The 19,341-nt window shown below is 63.6% G+C and carries 18 protein-coding genes; 9 read left to right on the top strand and 9 right to left on the bottom strand.

All coding sequences use genetic code 11. From position 1 onward, the window contains the following. Positions 1-58: 58 nt before the first annotated feature. Positions 59-1,225, bottom strand: a complete 1,167-nt coding sequence (locus MU553_RS12315; protein WP_247378300.1) for an acyl-CoA dehydrogenase family protein — start codon at positions 1,223-1,225, stop codon at positions 59-61. A gap of 161 nt (positions 1,226-1,386) precedes the next feature. Here MU553_RS12315 and MU553_RS12310 point away from each other — a divergent pair, with 161 nt between their 5' ends. Continuing rightward, positions 1,387-2,235, top strand: coding sequence for a cytochrome c oxidase subunit 3 (locus MU553_RS12310; protein WP_247378297.1), 849 nt, complete (start codon positions 1,387-1,389; stop codon positions 2,233-2,235). Between the two features lie 6 nt (positions 2,236-2,241). Here MU553_RS12310 and coxB read toward each other — a convergent pair whose 3' ends face one another. Both coxB and MU553_RS12295 read right to left on the bottom strand, forming a co-directional pair. Beyond that, on the bottom strand, positions 2,242-4,827 hold the full coding sequence (coxB, locus tag MU553_RS23775; protein ID WP_345893378.1) for a cytochrome c oxidase subunit II: 2,586 nt from the start codon (positions 4,825-4,827) through the stop codon (positions 2,242-2,244). Positions 4,828-4,955: 128 nt separating this feature from the next. After that, a complete protein-coding gene (locus tag MU553_RS12295; protein WP_247378295.1) occupies positions 4,956-5,375 on the bottom strand; it encodes a DUF6789 family protein in 420 nt (139 codons plus the stop codon). A 285-nt stretch (positions 5,376-5,660) separates the two neighbouring features. Between MU553_RS12295 and MU553_RS12290 the strand changes: the two genes are divergently transcribed. Both MU553_RS12290 and MU553_RS12285 read left to right on the top strand, forming a co-directional pair. After that, complete coding sequence (locus MU553_RS12290; RefSeq protein WP_247378292.1) at positions 5,661-7,361, top strand: acyl-CoA carboxylase subunit beta; 1,701 nt, start codon at positions 5,661-5,663, stop codon at positions 7,359-7,361. A 106-nt stretch (positions 7,362-7,467) separates the two neighbouring features. Then, on the top strand, positions 7,468-7,704 hold the full coding sequence (locus tag MU553_RS12285) for a hypothetical protein (protein WP_247378291.1): 237 nt from the start codon (positions 7,468-7,470) through the stop codon (positions 7,702-7,704). 258 nt (positions 7,705-7,962) lie between these two features. Here MU553_RS12285 and MU553_RS12280 read toward each other — a convergent pair whose 3' ends face one another. Genes MU553_RS12280 through MU553_RS12265 form a run of 4 tightly spaced genes read right to left on the bottom strand, consistent with a single transcriptional unit; the run spans position 7,963 to position 10,714 of the window. Next, entirely contained in the window at positions 7,963-8,163 is a 201-nt protein-coding gene (locus tag MU553_RS12280; RefSeq protein WP_247378289.1) for a hypothetical protein, read from the bottom strand. Then, positions 8,160-9,929 (bottom strand): b(o/a)3-type cytochrome-c oxidase subunit 1, encoded by a 1,770-nt coding sequence (locus tag MU553_RS12275; protein WP_247378287.1) that lies wholly within the window; start codon positions 9,927-9,929, stop codon positions 8,160-8,162. Before MU553_RS12275 ends, MU553_RS12280 begins: the two co-directional genes overlap by 4 nt. Further along, on the bottom strand, positions 9,926-10,474 hold the full coding sequence (locus MU553_RS12270; RefSeq protein WP_247378284.1) for a cytochrome c oxidase subunit II: 549 nt from the start codon (positions 10,472-10,474) through the stop codon (positions 9,926-9,928). Before MU553_RS12270 ends, MU553_RS12275 begins: the two co-directional genes overlap by 4 nt. Positions 10,475-10,480: 6 nt before the next feature. Then, complete coding sequence (locus MU553_RS12265; protein WP_247378282.1) at positions 10,481-10,714, bottom strand: hypothetical protein; 234 nt, start codon at positions 10,712-10,714, stop codon at positions 10,481-10,483. Positions 10,715-10,815: 101 nt separating this feature from the next. On the opposite strand from MU553_RS12265, the gene MU553_RS12260 reads away from it, so the two are divergent. From MU553_RS12260 to MU553_RS12250, 3 genes are read left to right on the top strand one after another with little or no spacing between them, the layout of a single operon-like run. Beyond that, the gene (locus MU553_RS12260) at positions 10,816-11,028 is read left to right on the top strand and encodes a DUF8131 family protein (protein ID WP_247378280.1); all 213 of its coding nucleotides are present in this window, start codon (positions 10,816-10,818) and stop codon (positions 11,026-11,028) included. A 50-nt stretch (positions 11,029-11,078) separates the two neighbouring features. Further along, complete coding sequence (locus MU553_RS12255) at positions 11,079-11,897, top strand: sulfite exporter TauE/SafE family protein (protein ID WP_247379025.1); 819 nt, start codon at positions 11,079-11,081, stop codon at positions 11,895-11,897. Continuing rightward, positions 11,898-14,234 carry a heavy metal translocating P-type ATPase gene (locus MU553_RS12250; protein ID WP_247378278.1) on the top strand — a complete coding sequence of 779 codons (2,337 nt, stop codon included), beginning with the start codon at positions 11,898-11,900 and terminating at the stop codon, positions 14,232-14,234. Positions 14,235-14,298: 64 nt separating this feature from the next. Here MU553_RS12250 and MU553_RS12245 read toward each other — a convergent pair whose 3' ends face one another. Continuing rightward, entirely contained in the window at positions 14,299-15,186 is an 888-nt protein-coding gene (locus MU553_RS12245; RefSeq protein WP_247378276.1) for a beta-keto acid cleavage family enzyme, read from the bottom strand. Between the two features lie 18 nt (positions 15,187-15,204). Then, on the bottom strand, positions 15,205-16,011 hold the full coding sequence (locus MU553_RS12240) for an enoyl-CoA hydratase/isomerase family protein (protein ID WP_247378274.1): 807 nt from the start codon (positions 16,009-16,011) through the stop codon (positions 15,205-15,207). Between the two features lie 355 nt (positions 16,012-16,366). Here MU553_RS12240 and MU553_RS12235 point away from each other — a divergent pair, with 355 nt between their 5' ends. The 3 genes from MU553_RS12235 to MU553_RS12225 all read left to right on the top strand — a co-directional run bounded on the left by MU553_RS12235 (position 16,367) and on the right by MU553_RS12225 (position 19,291). Then, positions 16,367-16,819 carry an OsmC family protein gene (locus tag MU553_RS12235; protein WP_247378271.1) on the top strand — a complete coding sequence of 151 codons (453 nt, stop codon included), beginning with the start codon at positions 16,367-16,369 and terminating at the stop codon, positions 16,817-16,819. A gap of 179 nt (positions 16,820-16,998) precedes the next feature. Beyond that, on the top strand, positions 16,999-18,786 hold the full coding sequence (locus MU553_RS12230) for an acyl-CoA dehydrogenase family protein (RefSeq protein WP_247378270.1): 1,788 nt from the start codon (positions 16,999-17,001) through the stop codon (positions 18,784-18,786). A 76-nt stretch (positions 18,787-18,862) separates the two neighbouring features. Then, a complete protein-coding gene (locus tag MU553_RS12225; RefSeq protein ID WP_247378268.1) occupies positions 18,863-19,291 on the top strand; it encodes a universal stress protein in 429 nt (142 codons plus the stop codon). Positions 19,292-19,341 lie beyond the last annotated feature (50 nt).

Here is a 19,341-nt window from a genome sequence, read left to right as displayed (position 1 = left end):
AACCTGTACGGTGAAAAATCGGAACGAAGTGGCTCCGCGGATGGAGACCTGTCGGGAGTTAGTAGGATTTCGGCAGTCCGAGTTCGTGTTCGGCGAGGTAGTTTTTCACCATCTCGTTGGGGACCGGCACCGTCTCGGTCACGCGCGCGTTCTGCCAGATGTCGTACACCTCGTACTCGTGCGTGAAGCCGTTCCCGCCGTGGGCCTGGACCGCGCGGCTCGCTGCCTCGGTCGCGAACTGGCTGGTGAGCAGTTTCGCCGAGTTCGCTTCCATGCCGGCGTCCTCGCCGTTGTCCCACTTCCAGGCCGCTTTGTACATCATTTCGCGCGACGACATCAGCTTCGCGTAGGATTCTGCGAGTGGGTGCTGGATACCCTGGTGTGCGCCGACGGGTTGCCCGAACACGTCGCGGTCGCTCGCGTAGTCCACGGCGAGATCGATCGCGCGCAGGCCACCACCCAGGGAGGACGCTGCGCCGGCGATGCGCTCCGTGTTCAGCGTGTCCCACAGCATCAGAAGGCCGCCGTCGACGTGGCCGAGAATCTGGTCCTCGTGGACGCGCAGTCCGTCGATGTCCACCTGGTACTGTTTCTCGAACCACGGGACGGCGACGTCGACCTTCGAGAGGTCGATCCCGTCGCGGCTCGCCGGCTCGTCGACGAGGAACAGCGTCACGCCGCTGGTCGGGTTGTCCGGATCGAACTCGGAGGTCCGAGCCACGAGTAGCATGGTGTCGGCGTTCTCGACGCCGCTGATGAAGATCTTCTGTCCGTCCAGCACCCACTCGTCGCCGTCCTTCTCACCGGTCGTCTCGATCTCCAGGGTGTTGACCCCGGCGTGAGCTTCCGTGAGACCCATACAAAACCGCATCTCGCCGTTCGCGATTTTCGGGAGGTACTCCTCTTTTTGCTCCTCGTTGCCGTGGCGCTGGATGCCGATCCCGCCGAACACCGGCGTCAGGACGAACACGATGCCGCCCTGGCCACCGCCGCGGGACAGCTCTTCGATGATGATCGACATCTCCAGCATGCCCATGTCCGCGCCGCCGTACTCCTCGGGGATTGTCACGCCGAGCCATCCGTCGCGTGCGAGGTCGTCCCAGTACTCCTGGGGGAACGTCTTTTCCTCGACGTGCTCGCGCCAGTAGTGGACGTCGTAGTCCGAGGCGATCTCCCTGCACGATTCGCGGATGAGTTTGTGTTCCTGACTCTCCTGGTAATCCATGCCTGTTAACACAGAACGAAGTATTATAAATATCCGTACACGCCCAACAACGGACCGGTTGTGTGAATTGCGTCTGATACGTTTGCCACGGTACTGGGGCGATTCCTGAAAGAAATCCGTGGGACAGAGTCGTTTAGGAACTCCACGGCGAACGGATAGGCATGTCCTCCCACGATAGCGGGGCGGACGAATCTGGACACCATCTGCCGGCAGTCGAGGACTGGCCGAAGGGATACGGCGAGGCGAGCTGGTGGCCCATCGTGACAGCTGCCGGCGCCGTCGGCATGTACCTGGGTGCGGGGCTGTTCGTCCTCGCGTTCGGCGAGGAACCGCTCTTCTTGCCCATCTTCGGGCCGTTCGTCTTCGTCCTCGGAGTCGGACTGTTCCTGATCGGGCTGTACGGGTGGACGTATCACGCGTTCGTGAGCCACTACTGGTCACGAGCAGCGAGTGGTGACGGAAAGTACCGTTGGGGGATGGTACTGTTCCTGACGACAGATCTCGGCACGTTCGGCGCGATCTTTTCTTACTACTTCTGGGTTCGGCTCCTGGAGTGGCCGCCGGTCGAACTCCCGCAGTTGCTCTCGTCGCTGGTGCTCATCAACACGGGGCTGCTCGTCATCAGTAGCCTGACGATGCACGTCGCCCACCTCCGGCTTCGCGGTGGCAACCGCCGCCGGTATCTGATCTGGCTCGGCGCGACGCAGATACTCGGAACGCTCTTCCTGGGCGGACAGCTCCTCGAATACTACGAGTTCGTCGTCGCTGAAGGGTTCACGCTGGCGAGCGGGTTCTACTTCAGCGCGTTCTACGGCCTGACGGGGTTACACGGACTACACGTCGTGCTCGGCCTGATCCTGATCGGGATCGTCCTTCTCCGGTCCGTCGCCGGGCAGTACTCCCCGGATCGGGACGTTTCGGTGACGACCGTCGCGATGTACTGGCACTTCGTCGACGCCGTCTGGATCCTGCTGGTCGCGGCGATCTACGCCGGCGCAGCAGTCACCTGAGTGCGATTACCGGCTGGTTCTGCCGCCCGTGGTGCTCTCGTGGGGAAGGCCCTCCCGCAGACCCGAACTGTTCGTTTCGTTCTGTCGTGCTCGCTCGCGCAGGCGTTCCACCCGGCGGCGGTACTCGTCGGGAGGCACTGCACGAACCGTCGTGTTCATCAGCGAGTGCTCCTCACCGCAGTACTCCGCACAGTAGAGCGTGTAGTTCCCGGTGTCGTAGACGGTCGTCCGCAGCAGGTTGTACTGCCCGGGGAGGGCGTCCTGTTTGAGCCCGAGGTCGGGCACGTGAACCGAGTGGATCACGTCCGCACTCGTGATTCGGAACACCACCGGCCTGTTCGCGGGGACGTATATCACGTCCGCTCGTCGATCGGTCACGTTCGCTGCCGGATAGCCGGCGGTGTAGTACCACTGGTGAGCGGTGATCTGAACCTCGGTCGCGTTGTCGCTGACCGTGGCGGTTTCGGGCGTCGCCGTGACGTCCGGGTGGACCAGCACCCAGTAGGACACGACGCCGACGAAGATCAGGATGACCGCCGTCGCGATGGTCCAGGAGAGTTCGAGCCGGGGGCTCTCCGGCGTCGGAACGGCGACCTCCTTGTTCCGGAACCGCCAGACGGTGTACAGCAGAAGTGCTTCGACGATCAGGACGATCGGGACGGCCACCAGGAGCAGTTGGCGATTGAGCGTTCGAATGAGTCGCTCGGTCGTCGAATCGAACTCCGTGATCGGGAGGACGAACAGTCCAGCGACCGCCAGGGCGCTGAGGACGACGAAGACGACTCCCACGAGTTTGACGCCGCCCCACTCGCTGACGGCTGTCGTCACCTCTCCCGGACTGGGCCGTTCTCTGTGCCCCGATGCGTCGCTGGCGCCGTGTGAGGCGCCATCGCCCGGATTGCTCGTCTCGGCGTCGTCCAGCCGCTCGGCGAGGAGCGTCCACTCCCGGGTGTACTGACCGGTCTCCTTGAGGTCCCACGGGTCAGCGTCGTCGACGGGGGTTCCCACACGGTAGGACTGGAGCATGTTGTAGAGCCAGAGCATCGCAGCGACGCCGATGATACTCGCGCCGAGGGTCGCGATCTGCTGGGGGACGACGAACACCTCCGGATAGACGGCGTATCGACGCGGGAGGCCCTCGCCGCCGAGCACCAACAGGGGGAAGAACGTCACGAACACGCCGACACTGAGCACCGCGACTTGCAGGACGGCCAGCCGCTGGTTGTACATCTTGCCGGTGATGAGCGGGAACCAGTAGTAACTCGCGGCGAACATCGCGAAGGGGATGATCCCCATGATGATGAAGTGGAAGTGGCCGACGACGTAGAGCGTGTCGTGGACGACGAGGTCGTAGGGAATCGACGCGAGGAAGACGCCGGTGACGCCGCCGATGATGAACAGGGCGATCCCGCTGATGCAAAACAGCATGGGGGCGGTCAGTCGAAGGCTCCCGTTCCACATCGTCGTCGTCCAGTTGAAGGTCTTGATCGCGCTCGGCACCGCGATGGCGACGGAGACGATCATGAAACTCAGCCGGATGCGGGGATCGATGCCCGTCGCGAACATGTGGTGGGCCCAGACGCCGAAGGAAAGCACGCCGACCCCGAGCGTCGAGTAGACGACGAACCGGAAGCCGAACAGGCGACGACCCGAGAACTTCGGGATGATGAGGCTCAGCAGCCCGAAGGCCGGTAACACGAGGATGTACACTTCTGGGTGGCCGAAGAACCAGAACAGGTGTTGATAGAGAATGGGGCCGCCGCCGGGGTTCATGAAGAAAGTGGTGCCGAAGTTCCGGTCGAACAGGAGCATGATGAGCGCGCTGCCCAGCAGCGGGAACGCGAACAGGATGATCCCCGACTGGGTGAGCATGCTCCAGGAGAACAGATCGAGGTTCGCCCAGGAGACGTCCTCTCCCTTCTCGGTGAAGATGGTCGTGATGAAGTTGATGGCGCCCAGCGTCGTGGCGATGCCGCTCAGGTGGAGGCCGAGCAACAGCAGGTCGACTTGCTCGTTCGGGAGCTGGATCGACAGCGGCGTGTAGATCGTCCAGCCGGTCGTCGGTGGCTTGAGCGCGATCAGTTTCTCCGTGAACGTCAGAAAACTGGGGATCGGCCAGAACAGCACCGGTAACTGGCCGATCGTGGCCATGATGGCCTTCCCGATGACCTCGGTGATGAGTCCCGCCCGGACGATAAAGAGCGAGGGCGGCAGTAACCAGAACGCGATGGCGTTGAGCCGGGGAAACGCCATGTCGTCGGCGCCGATCAGCGCCGGAATGACGTAGTTCCCGATGCCGGCGAACACTGGGGCGGCGAAGAAAAACAGCATCATGATCCCGTGGGTCGTGAACAGGGCGTTGTACGTCTCGATGTCCCAGACGGTGACGCCCGGACCGAGCAGTTCGGCACGCATCATCATCGCGTCGATGCCGCCCCAGAGGCCTGCGAAGGTACCGAACGCGAGGTACAGCAGTCCGATGTCCCTGTGATCGACGGTCGTCACCCACCGGCGGAGTCCCGACGGCTTCTCGGCACCGTCCGTCGGCTCCTCCGACGGCGTCGCTCCATTGCGGCTAGCGACGAAGAGAATCCGAACCACCTCCTTCGACTGCCGTGCCGACGCAGCGCCCGATAGTCATCGTGGTCTAGCCAGGCCGCACCGTACTTTGGTATAGGCAGAGTACGCCAGTCGTCGGCGACATAAGGCGGGGTTTCCCGTCAAACTGGCTCTCTCGACAGGCGGTCGTACACTGCGCCCATTGTGAACCCGTAGGCGAGATGGGCGACCAGACTGAACGCGAGGTACACGATCAACAGCACACCGGTGATGGTACCTCGGCCGATGATCGCGAAGCCGATCCAGAGGAGCACACCCATGAGGAGCCCTCTGACTGCCGGGTCCGAGTCGGGGACGAGGTAACGCTCGAGTCCGAGAAACAGGAGCGGCCACGCGACCGTGCCGACGAGCGCGAAGATCACGAATCCGAGGAACTGGTTGCCGGGAACGCGCGCGAACCGCGCAATCGCCTCGAACAAGCCGATGGCGTATCGCGACTCTACCTCGACCATCGCGAGAATCATCGACATGACAGCCGTTCCGACGACGCCGCCGACGATAGCGCTGGCTGGCCGGTTCATTTCTCACGTCTTCCACGAAGACACCAAAAAGTACTGTCCCGGATACCGAACCGCTGACAGCCCTCTCTCGATCCACGCCCAGGAAGGTGCCGCAAAATGTGGTGGCATCCGTAGTAATTCGAGCTTTCGACTCATTCCCCCGCCTCACCGGCTTCGATCTCCCAGCCACCCATACTTATTTTATTATTCACGTGAGAATGTGTCTACCATGGATACCGGGCCCAACTATGAACTCGACTTGAGTTTCTCGACAGTAGGTACCGGGCGTCACGGAGGTGACTGCCCGTGGAGATCAGGGTGAACGACGAGGCCGACGAGGAGACGGCGCGGGTGATCGCGACGGCAGTCGCGGAGCACCTGGGACAACCGGTCGAAATCGTCGACGAGAACGGCGGTCGCGTGTCCGCTGACGATGGCGACTGGGAGGAAGGCGGCGCGGTGGTGACCGATCGCGAAGAACGGCTCCGTGAGGACGTCCAGTCGATCCTCGAGGGCGGTCCCGAGCGCGGCCACGAGAAGATCGAGGACCTCGGGAAACTGTTCGTCCGCGATCGGCTCGACATGCTGTTCGACGAGATCGCCTACGAAGACGGCACCTTCGCGCGCTACGCCGACGACGACGAACTCCCCGGCGACGGGCTGCTCACCGGCGTCGGTACCATAAACGATCGCCAGGTGTTTTTCACGGCCAACGATTACACCGTCAAGGCCGGCTCGCTCGGGCAGATGGGCGTCGAAAAGGAGATTCGGCTGGCAGAGCGCGCGGCGGAAGCCGGGGCGCCCATCGTCCGCCTCATCGACTCGACGGGTGCCCGACTCGACGCCGAGGAGCGCGACGAAGGCGACACGCACATGGATCGGTACCGCGGCGGGAAGATGTTCTACAATCAGTGCATCCACTCCGGACAGGTACCCCAGATCGGCGTCCTCTACGGGCCGGACATCGCGGGCTCCGCGTACACCCCCGTCTTCTGTGACTTTCTCGTCATGGTCGACGACATCTCCGGGATGGCCATCGCCTCCCCGCGCATCGTCGAGGCGATGACCGGCGAGTCGATCGACATGGAGGGCCTTGGCGGCCCCGAGGTCCACGCCAAACACAGCGGGAGCGCCGACCTGGTCGTCCCGGACGAGGAGTACGCCGTCGAAGCCGTCAAACACCTGCTCTCCTTTCTCCCCCAGAAGTACGACGCGCCCAACCCCACTCGGGAGGCGAAACCGCCGGTCAAGAACCCGAAGGGGCTCGACCAGGTCATCCCGGACGAGCCGAACGAGGCCTACGACGTCCACGAGGTCATCGACCGCGTCTTCGACCGCGAGTCCTTCTTCGAGATCAAACCGGAGTTCGCTCGCGAGATCGTCACCGGATTCGCACGGCTGAACGGCAAGCCGGTCGGCGTCGTCGCAAACCAGCCCGATCACGTCTCGGGAGCTATCTTCCCGGACTCAGCCGAGAAGGCCGCCGAGTTCGTCTGGATCTGTGACGCGTACGAGATCCCGCTCGTTTATCTCTGTGACACGCCGGGATTCATGGTCGGCTCGAAAGTCGAGAAGGAGGGCATCCTCCAGCGGGGCCGGAAGTTCATCTACGCCACCTCGAACGCCCAGGTCCCCAAGTTCTGCGTCATCACTAGAAAAGCGTACGGCGCGGGGATCTACGCGATGTGTGGCCCCTCGTTCGGCCCGGACGCCACGCTCGCGCTCCCGAGCGCCGAAATTAGCGTGATGGGGCCGGACGCCGCCGTCCACGCCCTCTTTGGGGGGCAACTGGAAGACATGGAGGGTGAGACCCGCGAGGCGTTCATCGAGAGCGCCAAAGCAGAGTTCCAGAAGTACATCGACGTCCGAAAACAGGCCTCGAACATGCAGGTCGACGAACTCGTTCCTGCCGGTGACCTCCGCCAGCAACTCGTCGCCCGAATGACGGCCTTCGAGAACAAGCGCCGGACCCGGCGGGACCGCCATCACGGGACGATCTTGTTCTAACCCTTCTTTCCACAGAACTCTCGAATTGCCGTTTGCGTACCCCGTTTTCACATCCTGGGAATACGCATAGATAGTTTAGAACGAACGCGGAGTAGTGAGTGATGATATGGTACAACGATCGACACTAGAACGGATCGTCGTCGTGGTCGGCGCCGTCGTTGCAGTGGTTGCGCTCGGGCTGATCGGTCTCAGTGTGTACGCGCTGCTCGGTCCAGCAGGCCTCAGTGGGTCGAACGGCTATCTGTTCGGGTCGCTGGTGTTCGTCGGTCTGGTCCTCACGATCATGTACGGTGTCAGTGACCTCGGACAGTTTCGGGATGCCAACCAGCGCCGACAGTTCTGAGTGAGGCCCTCGTTTTTCATCTCATCGACGTCCCCCTTTTCCGCGAGAATTTCCTCCAAAATCCCTCTCGTGTCCGACTCTGTGATAGGACAGGGGCAGGAAAGAGACGTCGAGGACTCGTCGATCTCGCTGTGGCCGTTGTCGATCAGGAATGACAGCCGCGAACGGATGTTCTGACGACGCTGGACGTTACGAGCCGGTGCTGGTAACTAGTCACAGCGGTGAAAAAAGCGGTCGTACGCGATCGGCAATCGATACCTAGGATTTGGTCGAGGAACCGGCCGGTTCGCTGACCTCGGACCAAATGAGGACCAGTACGAACGCGAGCGCGGTCATCCCGAACGAGAGGCCCTCCGGGAAGTCGATCCCCAGGAACGCCAAGACGACCGGGAGTTCGATGGCGACGGGCACGAGGAACGCGCCGACTACCAGGATCCCAGCGGGCGAGAGACGGCTCATAGGATCACCTCCAGGACCGGTTCCAGAGTGACGGGTGCAGCTCTGATTCCGTCCGGATACAGGCCGCCGTTGTTGATGATGCTCCACAGCGGGAGCCCGTAGGCCAGCACGACCAGCACGACAGCGATGAGCGCCCAGATCTTGAGGTCGTCGAGGATCGTCGGCGACTGTTCGGGACCGGAGAGTGCCGGCGGGAGTTCAGTCCGCAGGCCCGTTGCGGCCTCGTTGTTGGTGGCCGTGAGCGCGATGTTCGCCAGGAAGAGCACCAGCGAGACGAACAGCAGGACGCCACCGAAGGCCAGCTGGAGTCGGAGGCTGCCGATGGTTCCCGTGACCGACTCGAAGGCGAATCCGGTGTACTGCGGTTCCGCGGTCCGGCGCGGGATGCCCGCGAGACCGCCACGGTGCATCGCAGCGGACATGAAGACCATGCCGATGAACCAGAGGACGACCTGGAACAGGCCGATCGGACGGCTGTACACCTTCCGACCGGTGATGCGCGGCACGAGCCAGTAACTGCCAGCCATGATGCTGAGCGCGACTGCCGTGCCGACTGTCAGGTGGAAGTGGCCCGGAACCCACAGCGTGTTGTGGACCAGGTAGTTGAGGTTCATCCCGGCGTTGACCATGCCGGAGAACCCGCCAGCCGCGAACATTAGGCCCGCGAGCCCCATGCCGGTGAACGCCGGATCACGCCACGGGAGTTTCTTGAGCCAGCCGAAGTATCCCTTGCCGCCGCGCTGGCGTGCAGCGTGCTCGATGCTCGCCACGGTCGTAAACGCCGTCAGGAACGACGGGAGCAGCAGGAACATCGTGTTCACCATCGCGATGAACTTGAACCCTTCCGCGATGCCGGGGTCCATGTACTGGTGGTGAATCCCGACCGGGGTCGAGAGCAGCAGGAACAGCAGGAAGACGACGCGAGCGAGCGGATCGCTGAACAGCCGACCGCCAGCGATCTTCGGCAGAATGGTGTACCACATGAGGTACGCCGGCATGAGCCAGAAGTACACGACCGGGTGGCCGAAGAACCAGAACAGCGTCCGCGTCAGCATCGGGTTCGGAGCCGGCATGATGCCGAGCGACCACGGAATCAGGAAGACGACGGTTTCGACGGCGACGCCGAGGGTGGCGAGGAGCCACATCAGCATCGTCGTCATCACCATGAACGACTGGAGCGGGATGCGCTCGTCGGGGTTATCGGCGCGCCAGTCGAGGTACTGGCGGAACCAGTCGAACGATGCGAGCCACGTCCCGACCACGAACACCGCGAGCCCGATGTAGAACAGCGGATGGGCCTGCAGCGGCGAGTAGAACGTGTAGAGGACGTCCGCGCTGATGTCGATCTCCTTTACGAGCCCGGCGAGGATGCTCCCGCCGGCCAGGAGCGCTCCGGCCGACATCGTGCCGACCCACAGCCAGGTGAACTTGATGTTCACCGGCGGTCTCCCGAGACTTCGCGTGTTCGCCCACGCGAACAGCCCGGCGAGGAAGAAGATCGTGAACACGATGACGAGGAACACCCCGTGAGCCGTCAAGACCGAGTAGTAGTCGGCCGAGTCGATGACCCGCAGGATGTTCGTCCGGTGGAGCGCCTGGAGCACGCCCATGAAGCCGCCGATGGCGAAGGCGATGAACGAGTAGGTCAGGCAGATCCGGACGACTCGCGCTACTTTCGGATACTTGACGATGAACGAGTTCTCAGGTAACGCTTCCTCTTCTTCAGTCGTTCCGATGTTTAGTATAGATTCTGTCGGCGTACTCATGCTTCATCAGTTCCGTTCGTTTCCTGATTCGTCATCTGCGCCGAACTCTGGTCGCCCATCGTGAAGTTCGACGGCTCGCGGACGATCAGTTTCCCCTCCATGTCGTGGTGGGCTCCGCCGCAATACTCGTTACAGACGATGCCGTGTTCGCCGGGCTCGTCGAACTGAACGGTGATCTTCGAGACTTCGCCCGGAACGGCCATGGTGTTCGCGTTGGTCCCGACGACCTCGAACCCGTGAATGACGTCACGGGAGGTCACGTAGAACGTCACGTTGCTGTTCGCGGGCACTTCGATCGTCTCCGGATTGAAGATGAACTGCTGAGCCACGACGTATACTTCGTACTCGTTCGACCCGACTTTCCGAACGCCGGGATCCTTGAACTCGGGGTGGTCGCTCAGGCCGCTCGCGTTGACCTGCCCACCGCTGTCGTCGACCATCTTGACGCCGGCACCGACGGCACCGAAGACGATAGTCGAGATGAATCCGACAATCAACACGAGCGAAGCGATCAGCCAGAGTTTCTCGTATTTGTGTACGTGCATCTCTGATCACCCGATGACTGTCCCCGTCCGTCCCAGGAACTCGACGAAGTAGGTGAACGACCACATCAGTGTGAGGATGATGAAGTATATGAGCAACAACATCAACGTTCCCTTCGGGTCGAACTCCTCCTGACTGAGCGGAGTTTCCACCTCCGGGTCGCGAACGAGCGTCCCGTCTGCGTACGCGTCCGCGCCCGGGATGTCTCCCTCTGTATTCGTACCTGCTTCTACCTCTGCCATATCACTCCCTTAGGACATGTACTATAACTCTCTGGTGGTGCGTTTTCACCATCTGGGAATGGGGTGTACTACTTTATTGGATCAGTCCGTCCTCTCCAGACATGGCAAGCATGCTCGCTCGAATCCCGTCACGCGTCGCCGTGGCGGTTGCACTTCTGGCGATCGTCCCGACGTTACTGTTCGGACTACTGAAACCCGACTACTATGCAGCTGCTGTCACGACGGTCAACGTGATTCTCGTCGGACTCAGCATCTACCTGTTCCTGTCCCCGCACGGTGAGGGCGATCACGGGGCCCACGGCGCGGAGGCCTGACTCAGGGTGTCCGCCCGCCGACCGACGAGCCTGTCCACGCAGTGATGACTATGGTGTCGGCCGTCACACTGCAACTCGCCGGCGTGGAAGTGGTCGGCTCGAACGTGGATCTCCTCGCGTTCGCCGTCATCGGACTTCTCGCTGGCGCACACTGTCTGGGCATGTGCGGCCCGCTCGTGACGCTGTACGCGGACCGTATCGACGAGCAGACCGAGACCCGTCGGGGTGACACGCTCACACCGTTTGCCGTTCGGCAACACGCCCTGTTCAACCTCGGACGGACGATCAGTTACGCGGCCATCGGTGCCCTCGCGGCGACGGTCGGTGGCGCCCTCTTCGCGTCTGTCGGTGCCATACCGCCCGTAGAGCGGGGCGTTCGAATCGCGGCCGGCCTCGGCGTCGGTGTCGTCATCATCGTCGCCGGTCTCCAGTACCTCCTCGGTGGAACGGGGACGCTCGACCGGTTCACGCCGGCCGTCGTCGGCGATACGTTCCAGCGCGTTTCCGCGTTGCTGACCGCGCGAGTGGACTCGCTGGTCGGCTCGCCGCGGATCGTCGGGCTGGGAGCGATTCACGGCATTCTTCCCTGTCCGATCCTTTACCCAGCATACGTGTACGCGTTCGCGCTCGGGGATCCAGTCCGTGCCGCACTCAGTCTCGGCATCCTGGGACTCGGAACGTTCCCGACGCTCTTCGCCTACGGAACGCTCCTCGGATCGATCGGAGACGGCCACCGCCGAACGTTACACCGCTTGCTCGGCGCAGCCTTCCTCGTGCTGGGGTACATTCCCCTCTCGCACGGCCTGATGCTGCTGGGGATTCACGTCCCGCACGTCCCGGTGCCGTTCTATCAACCTCTCGTTGGATAAATGACGGACTGTACGCTCTGTGACCGACCGACGCCCGACCCGCCGATCACTGACGAGTCCGAGGACGGCGTGTTCTGCTGTCGGGGCTGTCTGGAAGTGTCCAAGGCCCTGGGCGATGCCAGTGCTGACGTCCCGGACGAACAGACCGTCGAGGCGAGACTCGACGGGGAGACTGCGGCCGAGGTCCCCGACGAGGCCGAGGAGGCGTTCCTGGCCGTCGACGGGATGCACTGTGCGACCTGTGAAGCGTTCCTCGAATCGCGGGCCGTGGACAACGCGGGCGTCTACGACGCGACCGCGAGCTACGCCACGGACACGATGCGACTGGCGTACGACCCCGAGCAGGTGACCGAAACCGAACTCGGCGACTCCGTGTCGGGGTACGGCTATCGCGCCCGCGAACGCGACCGGAAGGACGACTCGGATGCCGACGAGTCCGTCTGGTCGCTCGTCATCGGGGGCTTTTTCGGCATGATGGTGATGATGTGGTACGTCATCTTCCTCTATCCGACCTACTTCGGCTACGACCCGCCGTTCATCGACCTGTCGGGGGCCGTGGGCCTGTACCTCTTCGGTAACATCTGGCTGTTCAGCACCGTCGTGCTGGGCTACACCGGGTGGCCCATCCTCCGCGGTGCGTTCGTCAGCCTCCGGGCCGGCCACCCGAACATGGACCTGCTGGTGGCGCTCGCAGCGGTGAGTTCATACGCCTACAGTTCGGTCGCGATCGCCCTCGGCCGGACCCACCTCTACTTCGACGTGAGCGTCGCCATCATCCTCGTGGTGACGCTCGGGAACTACTACGAGCGACGCGTGAAACGGCGCGCAGCCGGGTTGCTCTCTGACCTGACCGAGTCCCGCGTCGAAGAAGCCAGGCGGTACGACGACGGCGACACCGAGACCGTCAACGTCGCCGCGTTGACCGGGGGCGATCACGTTCTCGTCAAGCCCGGGGAGCGCGTCCCGACGGACGGAACCGTCGTCGACGGGTCGGCGGCGGTCGACGAGTCGCTGCTCACCGGCGAGCCGATGCCCGACCGAAAGGACGAGGGTGACGAGGTAGTCGGCGGGTCCGTCGTGACTGACGCGCCGCTGGTCGTCGAGGTGAGCGCGGACGCGACGAGCACGCTGGACCGCCTCGTCGAGTTGCTCTGGTCGATCCAGAGCGCGCGACCGGGCATTCAGCGGCTGGCCGACAAACTGGCGACGGTGTTCGTGCCGACCGTCGTCATCCTGGCAGTGCTCGCCGCCGGGTGGACGCTCGCGACGGGCGGTGCGGGCGTCGCCGCACTCCTCGTGGCGCTCACCGTCCTGATCGTCTCGTGTCCCTGCGCGCTGGGCCTGGCGACGCCGCTGGCGATCGCTGCGGGCATCAGGGAAGCGTCGGCGGCCGGGATCGTCGTCGCGACCGAGGCCGTCTTCGAGGAAGTCCCCGATGTCGACACCGTCGTGTTCGACAAGACTGGGACGCTCACCACCGGCGAGTTGCAGGTCGTCGATATCGCCGGCGACGAGGGGGACACTGCGCTCCGTCGGGCGGCGGCCGTCGAGTCGCTGTCGAGTCACCCGGTCGCCGAGGCGATTGCCGACCGTGCGGACGACCCGCCGTCCGCCAGCGAGTTCGAGAATCACGCCACTGGCGTCAGTGGCGTCGTCGACGGCGAGCCCGTCGTCGTCGGGACCACCGACCTGCTCGAATCAAAGGGGCTGACGGTCCCCAAAGCGCTCGCGAGCCGTGCAGAGACGGCCATGCGCGACGGGAACCGCCCGGTCGCGGTCGGTTGGGATGGGCGCGCCCGAGCCGTGCTCGTGTTGGGCGAACGCTCGCGGCCGGAGTGGGAGTCCGTCGTCGACTCACTGTCGAGTTCCCGAGAAATCGTCGTCCTGACCGGCGACCAGGGGCAGGCAGTCGAACGGTACCGTGACCACTCGGGCATCGACGAAGTGTTCGCGGGCGTGCCGCCGGAAGCGAAGGCCGAGACCGTCGAACGGCTGCGTGGTCACGGAACGGTCGCGATGGTCGGTGACGGGAGCAACGACGCCCCGGCGCTGGCGGCGGCTGACCTCGGCATCGCGCTCGGGAGCGGGACCGATCTCGCGACCGACGCGGCGGACGCCATCCTGATCGAGGACGACCTGGCAGGCGTCAGCACGCTGTTCGACATCGCCGAGGGGACGCACGGCCGCATTCGACAGAACCTCGGGTGGGCGTTCCTCTACAACGCCGTCGCCATCCCGCTCGCCCTCACGGGCATGCTCAATCCGCTGTTCGCGGCGCTCGCCATGACCACGTCGAGCCTGCTGGTTGTGACGAACTCCTCGCGCTCGCTCCGCTGAGACCGTTCTTGATCGGTTAGTTCCTGCGGGACGCTCGAATCGATACCGCTGCACAGTATTTGCCTCAGTTCTCGATGCTCATGATCTCGCGCGCCTCGTCGGGCGTCGCCGGCTCGCGGCCGATGTCTCGGGTCATTCGCGCGGCCTTCTCGACGAGATCGGCGTTGCTCTCGGCCATCTCGCCGTCCGCGACGTAGAAGTTGTCTTCGAGGCCGACGCGGACGTTCCCGCCCATCGCCAGGGCGGCGGCGACGAGGGGCCACTGGTCCTCGCTGATGCCGATGACCTGCCAGTTGGCGTCGTCGGGCAGCTGGCGGACCTGGTGGGCGAGGTTCTCCACCGTCGCCGGAATCCCCCCGAGCACGCCCATGATGAGGCTGAAGTGCAGCGGCGTCTCCAGCTCACCCTTGTGGAGAATGGGGCGGATGTTGCCGACGTGTCCGGTGTCGAAACACTCCAGTTCCGGTTTGACGCCGTTGTCCTGCATCGTGGTCAGGAGGTCGCGGATCTCGTCGAACGGGTTCTCGAACACCATGTCGAAGACGAAGTCCTCGCGGTCCTCGGAGTACTTCGCGTAGTTCATCGAGCCCATGTTGAGCGCCGCGATGTCGGGCTGGACTTCCCGAACGTACTCGGCGCGGGTCTCGACCGGTTCGTGGAGCGCGCCGGTCGAGAAGTTGACGAGGATGTCCGTCCGCTCGCGGACCTCGTCGTAAATCTCCTGGTAAGTCTCCGTCGAATAGGTCGGCGAGCCGTTCTCGGTCCGGGCGTGGATGTGCGCGACCGCAGCGCCCGCCTCACGCGCAGCGGCGGCTTCTGCTGCGATCTCTTCGGGGGTGTAGGGAATCGCCTCACACTGGTCGCGCGTCGTCAGCGCGCCCGTGAGTGCCGCCGAGATGATTGCTTTGTCCGGGTCGTTTCCCTTGATGGACTCCTGGGTTTCGTAGGTCATTGTATCGGTGGTCGTCGGTTAGCGTCGCTTCCAGCCCGGCTCCTCGTCCGTGAGGAAGGCGTTGATCCCCTCCTCGGTGTCGTCGCTCATCGCGATGAGCGTGATCATTTCCTTGAGGTACGACAGCGCCTCGCTGAAGGCCATGTCGCGCTGAGTGTAGTACGCCTCTTTTCCCATCGAGATGAGGACGGGACTGTTGTTGGCGAGTTGATCGACCAACCCGTCGAGCGTCGCCCCGAACTCGTCGGCTGCCGCGAGTTCCGTGACCAGACCCATGTCGGCCGCCTCGTTGGCGTCGATGTGTTCCCCGGTGAACAGCAGTTTCAGGCCGGCTTTCTCGTCGACGGCACGCATGATCGGTGCCATCGCCTGCGCGGGGAACAGGCCGATGTCGACCTCGGGCGTTCCGAAGGTGGCGTCCTCGTGGGCCACGACGAACTCGCAGGCTGCAGCGAGGCCCAGACCGCCAGCCAGGCAGTACCCCTCGACGGCAGCGACGGTGAGAACGCTTGCCTCGACCATCGCCTCGACGAGGCCCGCGAGCGCCGAGAACTGCTCGCGATAGGCCGTCGAATCGTCGCCGAAGACGCCGGCCATCGACTTGAGATCGCCGCCGGAACAGAACGTCTGCTCGGCACCGCGGACGACGAACACCCTGGCCTCGCCCTCGTCTGCGTACGCCAGCGCGTCCGCGAGTCCGAGAAAGACGGCGTCGTTCAGTGAATTGCGTTCCTCGGGCCTGTCGATCGTCGCCCGTACCACCAGTCCGTCGTCGCTGACCGTCACGGAGAGGTCGTCGTTCCCCAGGTCGCTCGCATCAGCCATGTGGATACCTGACATGCAACATCCCGTCGCATGAGTATTTCGGACGGACAGGAACGGACAACGAGTTTGTCCAGCGCGAATCCGGTCTCGCAGCGAGGAGTGCGAGCCCCACTTCGAGCGACAGTCGCGTGGCTCCCAGCGAGACCGAAGGCTGTGCGTTCGCAAACGACGCGTGACTGCCGTTCGAGTTGCAATACTTACCGCAATGGACGACACCAGCCTCCGACACGAGACGTAGCGACCACCGTCGAGAAAGCCTCGTTCCCGACCATCCCGGTTTCACACCCGTCACCGACGGCAGCGCATCTTCCCGGGGACAGTCACTTGATGAGATGCTACCCCGTCGTACGAGTCGATGAGCGAAACGGACCACACCCAGCAGTTCGCAGTATCAGCCGAGAGCGAGAGCGAAACCAGAACCGCCGTCGAGGCACGCTCCTTCGACTTCGTCGTCGACGAACCCGCGGCCCTCGGCGGCACGAACGACGGCCCCAATCCAGTCGAGTACCTGCTCGGTGCATGGGCGGGCTGTCTCAACGTCGTCGCACACACCGTCGGCGAGGAGCGCGGAATCGACATCGACGGCGTGGGGATCGAGATCGAAGGTGATCTCGACCCGCGGAAGTTCACGGGTGCAACCGACGACGTCCGAGCCGGCTACCAGGAGATTCGCGTCGACATCGACGTACAGACCGACGCCGATGCGGACGCACTCGACGGGTTTCGCGCCGAACTCGAAGAGCGCTGCCCCGTCGGTGACAACATCGGGAACCCGACCCCGACGGACGTGACTGTCGACGTAGCCTGATCGGGCCGACGATTTCGATTTTCAGCTGACGTACTGTGGCCAACTGCTCCGTCTCACGTAATACAGCGTGTACGAGACACGAATTCGAGGAGATCTATCCGTAGCGCGAGAATAAACGCTGTAACAACCAACAACAGGTTTGTCGTGAGTTTATGTAGAATGGTTCCAATAACCGTGGTATGGTAGACCGCCCCATCGACTACAGCCAGTTGGAGGAGGGGAGACACTGCAACTACTGGGAACTCGACGACACGCTGCGGGCCGAAGCCGCTTGGGCGTATCCGGACGCGGAGTTCGAGTGGGCCCAGGAGCGGCTTTCAGAACTCGGTGACGTGACTGGACACGTCATCGCGGACAACTCGGAGATCATTGACCGCGAAGGCCACGAACTGCGGACCTACGACAAACACGGCGAGGTCCAGAACCACGTCGAGTACCACCCGCTCCAGCACGAAAACGACGAACTGGTGTACGAACGCGGGCTCACACACGACGTTTTCCACGCACCCCCGGGTCGTGACGAGCCGCTGGGATTCCAGCACGTTCTCACGCAACAGACCATCCTCTCGTTCGTCGACGGCGGGTTCGTCTGCCCGATCTCGATGACGACCGGAGCCGCGATCGTCCTCGACAAGTACGTCGACGACGACCACCCGAACGCCGACCTCTTAGCGGAGTACTTCGCGGGGCTCACTAGCCGGGACTACGACGACCACATCGAGGGCGCGATGTTCCTCACCGAGAAACAGGGCGGGAGCGACGTCGGTGCCAACGAGACGACGGCCGAACCAACTGACGAGGAGGGCGTCTACGAGCTCTACGGAGAGAAGTGGTTCTGTTCGAACATCGACGCCGAGGGAACGCTCGCGCTGGCCCGCCGCCCAGACGCACCCGAGGGGACGGAGGGGCTCTCGCTCTTCCTGGTGCCCCACACCAAACAGAGTGGAGCGCTCAACGACCAGCTCTACCGCCGACTGAAGGACAAGCTCGGGACGATCGCCGTGCCGACCGGCGAGGTCGAGTTCCAGGGCGCCGAGGGGTATCTCGTCGGCGAACCCGAGGAGGGGTTCAAGCTGATGGCCGAGATGATGAACTTCGAGCGGCTGACCAACGCCACCGGCTCGGTCGGGTGTATGGGTCGCGCGCTGCTGGAGTCGAAGGTCCAGGCGGCCAATCGCGAGGCGTTCGGCTCGACCATCGACGAGTACCCGCTGATGCGGCGGGACCTCGTCGACATGCAGGTCGACTACGCTGCCGCGCTGGCGTTCGCCTTCGAGGCCGCCTCACACTACGCCGATTACATGGCCGACGAGGACGACGAAACCGCGTTCAAACTGATGCGGTTGCTCGTCCCCATCGCGAAGTACAAGACCGCCCGGATGGCCGTCGACACGGCCTCCTACGCCTGCGAGATCCAGGGCGGCAACGGCTACGTCAACGGCTATACGACCGAACAGCTCCTTCGGGACGCTCAGGTCCTCCCAATCTGGGAGGGAACCTCGAACATCCTGTCACTCGACGTCCTGCGCGTGCTCAACAAGGAGGCCGCGCACGAAGCGCTGTTCCCCCTCGTCCGCGAGCACGTCGAAGCCGTCGAGCATCCCCGGCTGGTCGACCTCGCGGAGACCGTTGAGGACGAGTTCGCGGACATGCAGGAGGCGATGGTCGCGCTGGCAGGCGAGAGCCAGGAGTACGCCCAGCACGAGGCCAAACAATTGGCGGACTACATCTTCGACGTGGTCACGGCGTCGCTCCTGCTCGAGCGCGCCCAGTCCGAAATCGACGCCGACGAGAACGGTCGCCGCGTGCTCGTGGCCGAGTGGTTCGTCGAAACCCGGTTCGAACAGCCCGACGCTCGTGGCATCACCGACGGCGAGTCGCTGCCCCACGAGTACTTCGACGAGATCGTCCGGTACGCGCCCCTCGACCCCGACGCGCTGGTCGAACCAGCACCGGCCGACGACTGACTCCCGAGGAACTGTTCCCACGAACTGAGACTCATCGCGAAGTGCTTTTGTTTCCGTCGTCAGTGTGGACGTGTAGATGTACGAGTCGATCCTCTTTGCCACGGACAGAAGCGAACATGCCGACCGAGTCGAGGAACACGCGTTCGACATCGCAGCGACGAGAGACGCGACGCTGCACGTCCTGTCGGTCGTCGACGACCGCGCGTTCCTCGTCCTCGACGACAACCGCGTCGAGGAAGTTCGGCAGGAACTCGAGGAAGAGGCGCTCACGGCGATCGACGACGCCGTCACCAACGCACAGGAGCAGGGGATCGAAGCGACCGGCGACGTCGACATCGGCCACCCCGCCGAGTGTATCGTCGACTACGTCGAGAACAACGACATCGATCTCGTCGTGATGGGCACCAGCGGCGACAGCTACGAGCGAAACGTCGTCGGCAGCGTCTCCCAGCGGGTCGTCGAAACAGCGCCCGTGCCAGTGCTGACGGTCGGACTCGACGCCTAACGCACGCGCTCACAACGTTCGGTTCTGCTCTTCGGAAAAAACGAATCGAT

Source organism: Halorientalis brevis, from assembly GCF_023077655.1.
This window is presented reverse-complemented; position numbering and strand designations above follow the sequence as displayed.

Excerpts from the sequence above, each read along its gene's own strand:
- MU553_RS12265 (WP_247378282.1), bottom strand. The coding sequence starts at position 10,714 with ATGGCAGAGGTAGAAGCAGGTACGAATACAGAGGGAGACATCCCGGGC.
- MU553_RS12295 (WP_247378295.1), bottom strand. The coding sequence starts at position 5,375 with ATGAACCGGCCAGCCAGCGCTATCGTCGGCGGCGTCGTCGGAACGGCT.
- MU553_RS12240 (WP_247378274.1), bottom strand. The coding sequence starts at position 16,011 with ATGGCTGATGCGAGCGACCTGGGGAACGACGACCTCTCCGTGACGGTC.
- MU553_RS12270 (WP_247378284.1), bottom strand. The coding sequence starts at position 10,474 with ATGCACGTACACAAATACGAGAAACTCTGGCTGATCGCTTCGCTCGTG.
- MU553_RS12310 (WP_247378297.1), top strand. The coding sequence starts at position 1,387 with ATGTCCTCCCACGATAGCGGGGCGGACGAATCTGGACACCATCTGCCG.
- MU553_RS12275 (WP_247378287.1), bottom strand. The coding sequence starts at position 9,929 with ATGAGTACGCCGACAGAATCTATACTAAACATCGGAACGACTGAAGAA.
- MU553_RS12235 (WP_247378271.1), top strand. The coding sequence starts at position 16,367 with ATGAGCGAAACGGACCACACCCAGCAGTTCGCAGTATCAGCCGAGAGC.
- MU553_RS12230 (WP_247378270.1), top strand. The coding sequence starts at position 16,999 with ATGGTAGACCGCCCCATCGACTACAGCCAGTTGGAGGAGGGGAGACAC.
- MU553_RS12250 (WP_247378278.1), top strand. The coding sequence starts at position 11,898 with ATGACGGACTGTACGCTCTGTGACCGACCGACGCCCGACCCGCCGATC.
- MU553_RS12285 (WP_247378291.1), top strand. The coding sequence starts at position 7,468 with ATGGTACAACGATCGACACTAGAACGGATCGTCGTCGTGGTCGGCGCC.
- MU553_RS12315 (WP_247378300.1), bottom strand. The coding sequence starts at position 1,225 with ATGGATTACCAGGAGAGTCAGGAACACAAACTCATCCGCGAATCGTGC.
- MU553_RS12225 (WP_247378268.1), top strand. The coding sequence starts at position 18,863 with ATGTACGAGTCGATCCTCTTTGCCACGGACAGAAGCGAACATGCCGAC.
- MU553_RS12255 (WP_247379025.1), top strand. The coding sequence starts at position 11,079 with ATGGTGTCGGCCGTCACACTGCAACTCGCCGGCGTGGAAGTGGTCGGC.
- MU553_RS12280 (WP_247378289.1), bottom strand. The coding sequence starts at position 8,163 with ATGAGCCGTCTCTCGCCCGCTGGGATCCTGGTAGTCGGCGCGTTCCTC.
- MU553_RS12245 (WP_247378276.1), bottom strand. The coding sequence starts at position 15,186 with ATGACCTACGAAACCCAGGAGTCCATCAAGGGAAACGACCCGGACAAA.
- MU553_RS12260 (WP_247378280.1), top strand. The coding sequence starts at position 10,816 with ATGGCAAGCATGCTCGCTCGAATCCCGTCACGCGTCGCCGTGGCGGTT.